General features: G+C 25.7%; 9 protein-coding genes and 4 tRNA genes. All 13 read left to right on the top strand.

All coding sequences use genetic code 11. The features are described from left to right. The first annotated feature begins 13 nt into the window (after positions 1-13). The 13 genes from selA to D3Z07_RS04800 all read left to right on the top strand — a co-directional run bounded on the left by selA (position 14) and on the right by D3Z07_RS04800 (position 11,720). Entirely contained in the window at positions 14-1,360 is a 1,347-nt protein-coding gene (selA, locus tag D3Z07_RS04740) for an L-seryl-tRNA(Sec) selenium transferase (protein ID WP_122893194.1), read from the top strand. After that, the gene (selB, locus tag D3Z07_RS04745; RefSeq protein ID WP_122893195.1) at positions 1,360-3,189 is read left to right on the top strand and encodes a selenocysteine-specific translation elongation factor; all 1,830 of its coding nucleotides are present in this window, start codon (positions 1,360-1,362) and stop codon (positions 3,187-3,189) included. The genes selA and selB overlap by 1 nt, the downstream gene beginning before the upstream one ends. 3 nt (positions 3,190-3,192) lie before the next feature. Further along, positions 3,193-4,818, top strand: a complete 1,626-nt coding sequence (locus D3Z07_RS04750; protein WP_076085490.1) for a UvrD-helicase domain-containing protein — start codon at positions 3,193-3,195, stop codon at positions 4,816-4,818. A gap of 4 nt (positions 4,819-4,822) precedes the next feature. Continuing rightward, a complete protein-coding gene (locus tag D3Z07_RS04755; protein WP_122894196.1) occupies positions 4,823-5,770 on the top strand; it encodes a hypothetical protein in 948 nt (315 codons plus the stop codon). Continuing rightward, positions 5,767-7,926 carry a hypothetical protein gene (locus D3Z07_RS04760; RefSeq protein ID WP_122893196.1) on the top strand — a complete coding sequence of 720 codons (2,160 nt, stop codon included), beginning with the start codon at positions 5,767-5,769 and terminating at the stop codon, positions 7,924-7,926. Before D3Z07_RS04755 ends, D3Z07_RS04760 begins: the two co-directional genes overlap by 4 nt. 66 nt (positions 7,927-7,992) lie before the next feature. After that, positions 7,993-8,739: a hypothetical protein gene (locus D3Z07_RS04765; protein WP_122893197.1), complete on the top strand. Its 747-nt coding sequence runs from the start codon at positions 7,993-7,995 to the stop codon at positions 8,737-8,739. A gap of 10 nt (positions 8,740-8,749) precedes the next feature. After that, positions 8,750-9,124: a hypothetical protein gene (locus tag D3Z07_RS04770; RefSeq protein ID WP_076085481.1), complete on the top strand. Its 375-nt coding sequence runs from the start codon at positions 8,750-8,752 to the stop codon at positions 9,122-9,124. A gap of 75 nt (positions 9,125-9,199) precedes the next feature. Beyond that, positions 9,200-9,274 (top strand) — tRNA-Gln (locus D3Z07_RS04775). 17 nt (positions 9,275-9,291) lie between these two features. Then, positions 9,292-9,376: transfer RNA gene (locus tag D3Z07_RS04780), tRNA-Tyr, on the top strand. A gap of 5 nt (positions 9,377-9,381) precedes the next feature. Then, positions 9,382-9,457: transfer RNA gene (locus tag D3Z07_RS04785), tRNA-Phe, on the top strand. A gap of 43 nt (positions 9,458-9,500) precedes the next feature. Then, positions 9,501-9,587: transfer RNA gene (locus D3Z07_RS04790), tRNA-Leu, on the top strand. Between the two features lie 144 nt (positions 9,588-9,731). Beyond that, a complete protein-coding gene (locus D3Z07_RS04795; RefSeq protein WP_076085478.1) occupies positions 9,732-10,241 on the top strand; it encodes an NADPH-dependent FMN reductase in 510 nt (169 codons plus the stop codon). 102 nt (positions 10,242-10,343) lie between these two features. Beyond that, complete coding sequence (locus D3Z07_RS04800) at positions 10,344-11,720, top strand: PhoH family protein (RefSeq protein WP_122893198.1); 1,377 nt, start codon at positions 10,344-10,346, stop codon at positions 11,718-11,720. Positions 11,721-11,825: the final 105 nt, after the last annotated feature.

Below are 11,825 nucleotides of genomic sequence, written 5' to 3' on the forward strand. Positions count from 1 at the left end.
GAAAGAGTTAATTATGAGTCTACTAAAAAGTATTCCAAAAGTTGATAGGTTTATCAACAACAAAAAGTTTAACGGATTTTCAAAATCTCTTATAACAAAGTTATCAAAAGAATTAATAGTTAATTTAAGAGAAGATATCTTAAGTAATAAAATTGATACAATAAATGAAGAAGAGCTTGTTCAAAGTGTAATAAATAAATATAATTCATTAATATCTCCCTCTCTTCAAAGCGTGATAAATGCAACAGGAATTATTGTTCATACAAATTTAGGACGCTCACTAATAAATGAAGAGAGTTTTAATAAAGCAATGAAAATTGCAACTTCTTATAACAATTTAGAATATGATTTACAAAAAGGTAAAAGAGGTGAAAGATACTCTCATATTGTAAAAACTTTACAAGCGCTAACAGGTTGTGAAGACGCAATTGTTGTAAACAATAATGCAAGTGCAGTATTCTTAGTACTAAATACTTTTTCAAAAAACAAAGTAACAGTAGTTAGTCGTGGTGAGCTTGTAGAAATTGGTGGAAGTTTTAGAGTTCCTGATGTAATGAGCCAAAGTGGAGCTATCTTAAAAGAAATTGGAACTACAAATAAAACACATCCAAAAGATTATAGAAACGCTGTAAATGAAAACACTTCAATGCTTATGAAAGTTCATAAATCAAACTATACAATAGAAGGATTTACTTCTGAGGTTGATTATGAAGAAGTAGTAGAAATTGCAAAAGAAAAAAATGTAATTGATTACTATGATATGGGAAGTGGGCATATGATTGATTTGCCTTTTAATCTAGATCAAGCTGAACCTTCAATTTTAAAAATCATGCAATATAATCCAAGCTTATTAAGTTTCTCAGGTGATAAACTTTTAGGTTCTGTTCAAGCTGGTGTTATTATTGGTAAAAAAGAGTTAATTGAAGAAATCAAACAAAATCAACTTTTAAGAATGCTAAGAGTTGATAAAATCACACTTGCACTACTTGAAGATAATTTAACTTCATATTTAGAAAACAAACTTGATGATATACCAACTTTAAAAATGCTAAATACTTCTGTTATAGAATTAGAAAAAAGAGCTACGAGTTTAAAAGAAAGTATAAATGAACTTTGCGAATGTGAAGTTATTCATACACAAACACTAATAGGTGGAGGAACAACTCCTAATAAAAAAATACCTACAGTTGCTTTAAGCATTTCATATAAAAATTATAAAGCAAATAAAATTGAACAAATGTTTAGAAAAGAAAATTTAATAACAAGAATTGAAAATGAAAAAGTTTTAATTGATTTTAGAAGTATAAAAGAGAATGAAATATATAAAATAGAAGCAATTATAACAAAGGTATTTAAGTAATGGCAAATATAATTATAGGAACAGCAGGACATATTGACCATGGTAAAACTGCTTTAATTAAAGCACTAAATGGCTACGAAGGTGATATTACAAATGAAGAAAAACAAAGAGGAATCACTATTGATTTATCTTTTTCAAATTTAAGTCGTGGACAGCAAAATATTGCTTTTATTGATGTACCTGGTCATGAGAAACTTGTAAAAAATATGATTGCAGGTGCTTTTGGTTTTGATTATGTAATGCTTGTTGTTTCTGCGTACGAAGGAATTATGCCTCAAACTGTTGAGCATATTGAAATTATAAATTTACTTGGAATCAAGAACTTAATTTTAGTTATTACAAAAAGTGATTTAGTAAGTAGTGATGAGCTTGAAAAAACAAAAGAAAAATCATTAGCTTTTTTAAATGAGTTTGATTTTGATATTAAATTTACTCAAGAAGTTTCAATCTTTCAACCTGAATCAATAGAAAAACTAAAAAACAATCTATTCACTATTAAAAACTCAACGAAACAAGAAGAAAACTTCTTTAGATATTATGTTGATAGAGTTTTTTCTCCTAAAGGTATTGGTACAGTTGTAACAGGAACTGTTTTAGGGAAAAAGTTAGAATTAAATGAAAAAGTATTTATTTGTGAAGCACAAAAAGAATCAAAAATCAAAAATATTCAAGTACATAATGAAAACGTGCTTGAAGCAAATATCTCAAATAGAGCAGCTTTAAATTTACAAGGTGTAAATAGCTCAAACATTAAAAGAGGTGATTTAATTACAAAAAAAGGTCACGTTCGTGGTTTTGATGAAATTGATATTTCTTTTAAAGCTTTAAAGGGAAAGAAACTTCATCATAATAAATCATATACAATATTTATAGGTGCAAAAAAACTTGAAGCAAAGGTTTTACTATTTGATTCAACACAAGAGCTTGAAAGTGGATTTGCAACTATTAAAGCAGATGAAAAGCTTTTTACAATATTTGCAGAAAAACTAATTATTCGACAAGGAAATCAAACTATAAGTGGAGGAAAAGTTTTAAATCCAATTATTGATCCAATGAAAAAAAATCAAAAAAGACAACTTTTAGAACACTTAGAAAACAATAACTTTAAAGATGCATATTATGAACTGCTTCAAGCACATAAAAAAGGCTTAGGAATAATATCTTCAGCTCAAAGATTTGCACTTTCACACACAGAAGCAATAGAATTTGCTAAAAATTTAGAAAATGTATTTATTGATGAAAAAGAGCTTGTAATTTATCCAATTGAAACAAAAGAGTTAATTGTAGATTCAATTAGAGAAATTTATACAAAAAACAATTATGCCCTACTTTCAAATGCTTCAATAGCACTTCGTTTAAAATGGGCAAGTACTTCTTTTATTCAAGCAGCACTAGATGAACTTGAAAATGAAGGTTTTTTAAGTAAAGATAATAACTTATATAAAAATGCAAACATAATCGAAAACTTTGCTAAAAACTTAGAAGATTCGTTTTTAGCTAGATTAAAAAAAGAAGATATTACACCAACTGCACCATATAATATTTATGATGAATTAGACTTAGATAGAAAATTAGGTGATGATATTTTAAAATCTTTAACTGCTAAAAAACATGTAGTTAGACTTCAACATAATCTTTTTATTCATGCTGAGAGTTTAAATAATATCATTATGAAAATGAAAGAAATCATAAAAGAAGATGGACATATTGATATTGCAAACTTTAAAGCAAAATTTCCAATGAGTAGAAAATATTTAGTTACTTATTTAGACTATCTAGATAATTTTTCAAATATCAAAAAGATAGATAATAAAAGAGTATTTACTTAAATAATGACATTAACTAAAGAGCAGACAAATATAATAAATGCAAAAGAAGAGTCGTTTAAAATAAATGCAGTAGCAGGAAGTGGAAAAACCACAACCTTGCTCGAATATGCAAAGAAAAACTCTCATTTAAGAATTTTATATTTAGCATATAATAAATCCCTGCAAACAAGTCTTCAAAAAAAACTTCATGAATATAAACTAACACATATGAATGTAAGTACTATTCACTCTCTTGCCTATCAAAAAATAAGTGCATATCAATACAATTTAGCACATGATTTAAAAATTCAAGTAATTGAAAAACTTTTAAATGGTTATGAGCAAACTTTTAATCAAAGAACAAACTATTATCCTGTTGCTGAATATGTTGCACTTATAAAAGATTTGGTTAATTTTTATTGTAATTCATCATTAATAGCACTTGATTTAAAACTTTTAGAATCATACAAAAAACAAGGTGATTTAAGTGCAAAGATACTTGAACTTTTAAACAAAGATGAACAAAAGGCTCTAAATCATTTAAAACATATCTTATCCGCTATGAAAAATAAAATCATAGATGCAACTCATGATTTTTACTTAAAAATGTTTTATTTAAATAAAAAAGTAAGTACAAACTTAGGCTATGATTTGATACTTGTAGATGAAGCACAAGATATTTCAGATGTAATGATAGCAATTGTTGAAGCACAAAATTGTAAGCGTATTTATGTAGGTGATTCCTTTCAACAAATATATTCTTTTAGATATGCAATAAACGCTTTAAATAAAATAGAATTGCCAAGTTATGAATTATCAAAAAGTTTTAGGTTTAGTGATTCTTATGCAAAGGTTTTAGAAAAAAACTTAAACACTTTATACGGTATGAATAGTAAAAAATTATTAAAAATCTCAGGTGTTGATACAACTACAAACTTAGGTGAAAAAGCTATTGATTATAAAAAACCTATTTGTGTAATTGCTCGTTCTACTTTTGGGTTAATTCAACAAATTGTGCACTTTATTCAAGATGATAAAAAAATATACTTTGAAGGTGGTTATAATTCATACTCTTTTATGAATCAAACTGTATATTCAATTTTTTATTTAAAAGAAAAGAAAAATGACAAAATTACAATTGATGAGATTAAAGATTTTGAAACTATTCAAGAGCTTGAACAATTTGCAAAAGATACAAAAAATCAAGACTATTTAAATATTATAAAGTTCATCAACACTTACGGAGATAATATTTTTGAAATCAATAAAAAGATTAAAACAAAAATTACAACAAACAAAAAAGACGCTGATTTGATTTTTACAACAACTCATAAATCAAAAGGTTTAGAGTATGAACAAATTATTATGGCAGATGATTTTATTACAAAAAAAGAGTTATCAAATCCAAAAAGCAAAGTATCATTTTTAAAACTACAAGAAGAGTTAAATATTTATTACGTTGCAGCAACTAGAGTTAAAAGTGCCATTTGGCAAGCATCATTAAATCTTGATTATGTTTACAAAGAAGGTGATGAAAATAATTTTGCAAAATCAAAATACTCTAGTAAAAAAACAAGCTCTAAAAAAATGAAACAAATGCAAGAAGAATGGCTTAAACAAAATAGAGTAAATAAAGTTAATGCTTTTTAAGAATATGAAAAAAAGTATTTTTATATCTTTACTTATTATTGGAACTATACTTATAGCTTTTTTTATTTTTAATGATAAAAATAAAGAGCTTAACTATTCTTTTTATCATTGGAAAAATAGCTATAATCAAACAAATATAAAAGATAAACTTTATATCAAAGTACTTGAAGTAAAGTATTCTAATAAAATTGAATTAATAAAAACAAGATTTATTACAAATCCGAACAAGAACTTTGTTCCCGTTGTTTATATAACAAATGAAGCAATGAAAAATCTATCTTTTAAAGACATCTCAAAAAGTATAGTTCAAACACTAAAAAACATTAATATAAAGTATCAAGAAGTACAAATCGATTGTGATTGGTCTGATTTAACAAAAGTTAATTACTTTAAATTATTAGAAGATTTAAAATCAAAACTTCCTTTAAAAATTAGTGCAACCATTCGATTACATCAAATCAAATATTATAAAAGAACAGGTGTTCCACCAGTTGATTATGGCTTATTAATGTATTATAATATGTCTACAATTACAAAACTAGAAACTAAAAATTCAATTTTAGATAATACTATTGCAAAAAAATATCACTATAACTTTGAGACTTATCCTTTAAAATTAAAACTAGCTCTTCCTTTATATTCTCAAGCTATATGGTTTAGAAAAACGCAAGCTTTGGAAATATTAGAAGGAGTAAATGAAAAAGATTTTTCAACTAACTTTGAGATGATAAAACCTAATATTTACAAGTGTTTAAAAAGTGATTATTTCAAAGGTAGATATATTTACAAAAATGATATATTTAGATTCGAAGATTCAAAAGAAGAAGATATAAAAACTGCATTAAAAGATTTTTTTTCAATTTCTTCAAATAACTTTGATGAAATAATATTCTATACAATAAAATATAAAAACAAATATGATTTAGATAAATTAATAAAGGATTATAAATGATTAAAGTAATTTTAATACTTCTTCTTAGCTTTAATATTAGCTTATTCTCATGTGCATCAGGATGGGACTATAGTGATAAATCCTTTGTATTTTTAAAACAAAGAGAACTTCCTTTTTCTAACCTTGATAAAAATTTAAATAGTCCAAGTGTTTATAATGATATTAATTACAAATATAAAACTACTGCAAAAAAAATCAATCTAAAAGAATGGCAAGCATATTTAAAAAAAGATTTAAATGAAAATTTAGATCTTGAAACAATTGAACAAATTGTTTATAAAGGGAAAGAGCTTTCATTAATTAAGAATTTAAATACAAAAAAATATTTGCAGTTTGTACATAATCAAGAAGAGTACGTAACAAATTATTATTATGGGAAAAAACAGACAAAAGAAAAGAAAAAAGAAGAATTATTAATAAATGAAGCTATAAAAAGAATTAATACAAATATAAACCCTTGGCTAAAACTTAGATACTTTTACTTAAGCATAAGACTTGCTCATTACAAAAAATTAAATCCTTTAAAAATATATAAAGAGTATAAATATCTTTTAAATACAAAGCAAAAAACTATAGTAAAAGATTGGATACAAGGAATATATGCAGGTGCTTTAATCAAAAATAATAATATAGAAAAAGGTGTATATGAGTTTTCTAAACTTTTTGATAAAAACAAAGTAAATTGGCATTTGTCATATTATAATTTTCATCATATAAAAACAGCTAAACAATGGAATAATTTAATAAATATTCCAACAACAGATTTTGAAAAGACAAAACTTATTACTCTTCGTGCTTTAAATAAAAATAGTAATATAATTGAAGAATTAAAAAATATTTATGAAATAGATAAAAACTCTATTTGGTTTGATTTTCTTTTATATAGAGCATTATTAGATTCACAGCACTTCTTTGATACTCAAGATTTTTATGTACGTAATTTTCCAACACAAGATTTTATTAATTATCTTCAAACAATAAAAAAAGATGATATGTATTTAGTTAATTTAGCACTAGGTTATTTTAACTTGTATACAAATAATTTAAAAAAAGCTAAAAATATAGCAAGCAAACTTTTAACATTAAGAAACAATCATGAAGTTCAAACATTTAACTATCTTGTAAATTTACATCAACTAAAAAGTATAGATACTCAAGTAGAAAATGACATCTATTCACAGATGATACAATTATCAAGCAATACAAATGAATGTACAAAAGCTACAAATGATTATACCTTTGTAATTTTAGAAAAACTATATAAAAAACAAGATAACAAATTCAAAGAATTTCTAAGTGCTAATATAAATTATTTGAATAATAGCTCTTTTTCTTTGCAATCTTTAAATGAATTTAATCAATTTATTAAAACAAAAAGTAAATCAAAAATAGATGAATACCTAAAAGAAAGATACAAAGAACAATCAAAAATAAAAAAAGTAAAGGATAAATATTTATTTGATGAAAGTTTAAAAAGAACTAAGATTAAACTATTGATTAATAATTTACAATTTGAAAAAGCAAGAAAAATAAAAAGTGAATATTTAAATGAAATAATTAAGTTCAACCCTTTTAATGTTTCAATTAGAGGAAATAATCGCTCAGGAAAAACTCAAACATATACAATAAAAGAGTTTTTAGACAAAATAACCCAAATTAAAAAAATCTTAAAAAACAATCCAAATAGTGTAATGGATAATTATCTATATGCAAATGCGATATATAATCTAAGTTATTTTGGTAACTCTAATAAAATTACTACTGAATATAGAAGTGTTTATTCATTTAGAAATAAAAAATTAGAATTGCAAAAAGTTAATAATTCTATAAAATATTATGAAAAAGCATTGAAATATTCAAAAAAAGATGAATTTAAAGCAAAAATTACATATATGTTAGCAAAATCAGAACTTGCACTTTTTGATATAAACTTTTCAGAAAAATCTAAATACCATTATTTTAATACAAAAGAAATAAGCTCTTATGATTTAAAAAGACAGTGGTCATATACAAAAAATAAAGTATATAATAACTATATAAATAATAATTATGGAAAATATTTCGATAAATTAAAAGATGAATATTCAAATACAAAATATTATGAAGAAGTTTTAAAAGAATGTGCAAACTTAAGAGTTTATCAAAAGAGCAAATAATCTTAGTATAAGCTAACTATATACTAAGATTTGTTAATATCCAAATAGAAAGAAACAAGGAATTTTATGCAATATTTTGGAACGATTGAAACTAAATATGAAGAGATTTTCGTAACATCAAGTTACATGTATTTTGGTGCAGAAGATGAAGTAATAACACCAAAAGAGCTAAAAGCAAAGATTAAATCAGCAAAAGAAAAAAAGAAAAATGTAATAGGTACAGTTTATTTATATAACCCTGTAGTAACTCCTGTAGGATACGATTCAAACAACTACCTTTTAGATCAAGATTTTGATAGCTTTGGAGATATGGTTGAGTTAAAAGCTGAAACATATATCACTATTTTTAAACAAGCAATGAGAGAACATTGTGCAGGTAAAATAGTTGAGATTAGAAACTTATTTAATTTAAATGAGCAAAATATTGATGCCTCAACTCTACTAATGAAATTTAATGATGATTTAGAAATTTATAATTCAGCTCAAAACACAGAGTTTGAAAGAGAAATCATGTATTTAGATGCTGCAAATTTGATTCCAAGTGGTAAATTTGTATTTTTTGCATGGGGAGATAAAATTTCTTCTAAAGAGTTCCCTTATATTCAAGAATATGCAAAAGTATTATATGACAATGCAGTTAAACTTGGTAAAAAAGTTGCCTTTGTTTATAAAAGAGAAAAAACCGAACAAGGTTCAATCGAGTTTTTACAGTTCTCAAACCCACTTCAAAATCATAAAAATAAAAAATTAATTGCCAATGCTATTAAAAAATCATTTGAACAGTTTCCACCAGTTATTACACCATATGAATAAAAGGATAAAAATGAAATCATTAAAAAAAATATTAGCAATATCAGTTTTAAGTGCAATTAGCTTAAATGCTGCAGATTCAAACTCTATTAAACATTTTGGGTTTTCAGCAATTTTTGGACTTGCTAGTGAGACAATACTTCATAAGAATTATCAACAATTTGATGATATTGAGACAATTTCTTATGCAACAGCTATTGGATCACTTCCAGGTTTGGCAAAAGAATTAACAGATGATGAATTTTCAAATGAAGATATGGTATTTAATGTTCTTGGAGCTTTAAGTGGTGCTGTGTTTTCAAATTATTTAAATAATAATACAAGTATTTTTATTGCACATAATAAAGAAGAAAAATCATCACAAGTAAAGCTTGCTTATAAATTTTAAGCTTTTTAATTAATTCACTTAAAATTTTAGCTAACTTTAAACAAAAAGCAATTATAATTCTGCCACTTAAACGATTGGGGTATCGCCAAGTGGTAAGGCAACGGCTTTTGGTGCCGTCATTCGAAGGTTCGAATCCTTCTACCCCATCCATTGTTTTAAGTATTTTCGGGAAGGTTGGAGAGTGGTCAAATCCTACGGATTGTAAATCCGTCGCCTACGGCTTCGAAGGTTCGAATCCTTCTCTTCCCACCATTAATGGCGCGATAGCTCAGTCGGTAGAGCAAAGGATTGAAAATCCTTGTGTCGACAGTTCGATTCTGTCTCGAGCCACCATTTTTTAATATTAATAACACAAATGAATTAACTACCAAACAGTGCGAGTGTGGCGGAATAGGTAGACGCGTTGGACTTAAAATCCAATTCCGGTTTCGGAGTGTCGGTTCGATTCCGACCATTCGCACCACTGTGTTATTAAATTAAAATTCTACACTAATTAAAAATCAACAAATTTCAATATTATTAAATCAAAAGCTATTTATTAGGTACTAACTCAAGTATTCCTTAGATATAATTACAAAAATTTTATATAAAATATAAGGAATAATATATGTCAAAAATTGGAATATTAGTAGCAAGTTCAAATAACAATCAAAAATTAGCTTTAAAACTTCAAGAATTAGCACTAAAAGAAAACTGCGAAGTAGAACTAATTAACTTAGTAGATTTAAGATTACCATTATATAGCACAATTGAAGAAGAAGAGAATGGAATACCTGAAGCTGTATTAGATTTAGCTACAAAAATATTAGACTTAAAAGCTTTTATCATTGTTGCCCCTGAATATAATGGAGTTATGCCACCAGTTCTTAATAATGCAATGGCTTGGACATCTAGAGCTACAAAAGATTGGAGAGATGCATTTAATGATAAAATTGTTGGATTAGCAACTCACAGTGGCGGTGGTGGAGCTAAAGGTCTTCAAGCTATGAGAATACAGTTCCAGCATCTAGGTGCAAATATTTTAGCAAGAGAGCTTTTAACAACTTATGAAAAACCATTAAATGAAGAAACTGCAATTGGAATGATCCAAGCACTTTCAAGATTATCAAAAGTTTAGGATCACTCCTAAACTTTAATTCCAAAATTAAAACTTTCTCAATTATCTATTTTTTATCCTAAATTGTTATTAGCTTGTAACTTTTAAATGTTACAATTTTTTATGAAAGATAAAATATACGTATTAGATACAAATATCATCTTACAAAACTTGCAAAATCTCTACAAAATTTCACAAAATAAAACTAACCATATTGTAATACCTGAAACAGTTCTACTTGAATTAGAGGATAAGAAAAAACTGTCAAATGAATTAGGATATTACGCAAGAGGCTTTGCAAGACTTTTAGCTTTGATGAAAATAAAAGAAGTCGATTATAAACAAGGATTTAAAGTTGTAAAACTTTTTAATGATGAAATTAATATTGATATAATTTCAAAAGATACTTATGAAACAGTGATTGAACAAGTTCATTTATCTGAAAGCAATGATAAAAGAATAATTGAAACTGCTTGTGTAGCAAGAGATTACTATAAAGGTGCTCAAACTATTTTTCTCTCACTTGATGTTTATGCTAGAACTTTTGCACTATTTAAAGGCATTAAAACAGAAACTTTACATGATGATAAATCAACACTTCCAAAATTTGGTTTTGTAAAAACTCTTGAACTTGATTCTTCAAAGTTTAATTCTTTGGATAAGAAAAATATTTTAAAAATTGATGAAAGTTATGAGAAAGAAAATTTTTCTTATATCTTTAATAGCCCTGATGGGAATAGTAAATATGCTGTTATTTACAATGAACAAATTGATACATTAAAAGATACAGATTTTAAAGCGCTTAGTATAAAACCTGTAAATTTAAAACAAAAACTATTTACAAAAGCTATTATTTCAAATATGTTTGAACTACTTGTAATTGATGCAAAAGCTGGAAGTGGTAAAACTTTGATGTCAATTGTAAGTGCTATGAGATTAATAGACTTAGGTTTTTATGACAAAATAGTATATGTTAGAAACTCTATAGAATCACTTGATAAAGGCGAGGATATCGGATATTTAAGTGGAAATGATGAGAAATTTAGAGTTTATAATATGGCTGTTCAAGATACTTTAGAGTTTATTGCAAAAAAACAACTAAAAAAAAGTGAAAGTAAGGATAATCCAGAATCAATACAGACAAAGATATCTGAACTTCAAGCCAAGTATTCTATTGAGACTTTATGGCCAGGAGAAGCTAGAGGACGAACTTTAAGTTCATCAATTGTAATTATGGACGAATGGCAAAATTCTAGTGAAAAAACTACACAACTGATACTTTCAAGATTAGATGAATCATGTATGGCAATTGTAATTGGTTCAAATAGACAAATAGATAATTTGTATTTAAATAAGTACAATAATGGACTTACTACATTACTTAAACAAACTAATGAAACTCATCCAGAATTAAAGATGTTTGCAATAGAATTAGATAAAGCAGTTCGTGGTAAATTTGCACAATTTACAGAGCGAATATTTGAAAATAAAAAGCAGTAAATTAAGGATTTAAAATACAAAATAGATTAATAAATGATACGATATATAATCATATTGAATACACAAAATTAGAAGATAAAATTCTTCAAACAAAAATAGTAAATA

The sequence above is a fragment of the Arcobacter peruensis genome, from assembly GCF_003711085.1.
Classification (GTDB): Bacteria; Campylobacterota; Campylobacteria; order Campylobacterales; family Arcobacteraceae; genus Poseidonibacter; species Poseidonibacter parvus.

What these genes read in the sequence shown, in the direction of transcription:
- selA (WP_122893194.1), top strand. Translation starts at nt 14, where the DNA reads ATGAGTCTACTAAAAAGTATTCCAAAAGTTGATAGGTTTATCAACAAC.
- selB (WP_122893195.1), top strand. Translation starts at nt 1,360, where the DNA reads ATGGCAAATATAATTATAGGAACAGCAGGACATATTGACCATGGTAAA.
- D3Z07_RS04750 (WP_076085490.1), top strand. Translation starts at nt 3,193, where the DNA reads ATGACATTAACTAAAGAGCAGACAAATATAATAAATGCAAAAGAAGAG.
- D3Z07_RS04755 (WP_122894196.1), top strand. Translation starts at nt 4,823, where the DNA reads ATGAAAAAAAGTATTTTTATATCTTTACTTATTATTGGAACTATACTT.
- D3Z07_RS04760 (WP_122893196.1), top strand. Translation starts at nt 5,767, where the DNA reads ATGATTAAAGTAATTTTAATACTTCTTCTTAGCTTTAATATTAGCTTA.
- D3Z07_RS04765 (WP_122893197.1), top strand. Translation starts at nt 7,993, where the DNA reads ATGCAATATTTTGGAACGATTGAAACTAAATATGAAGAGATTTTCGTA.
- D3Z07_RS04770 (WP_076085481.1), top strand. Translation starts at nt 8,750, where the DNA reads ATGAAATCATTAAAAAAAATATTAGCAATATCAGTTTTAAGTGCAATT.
- D3Z07_RS04795 (WP_076085478.1), top strand. Translation starts at nt 9,732, where the DNA reads ATGTCAAAAATTGGAATATTAGTAGCAAGTTCAAATAACAATCAAAAA.
- D3Z07_RS04800 (WP_122893198.1), top strand. Translation starts at nt 10,344, where the DNA reads ATGAAAGATAAAATATACGTATTAGATACAAATATCATCTTACAAAAC.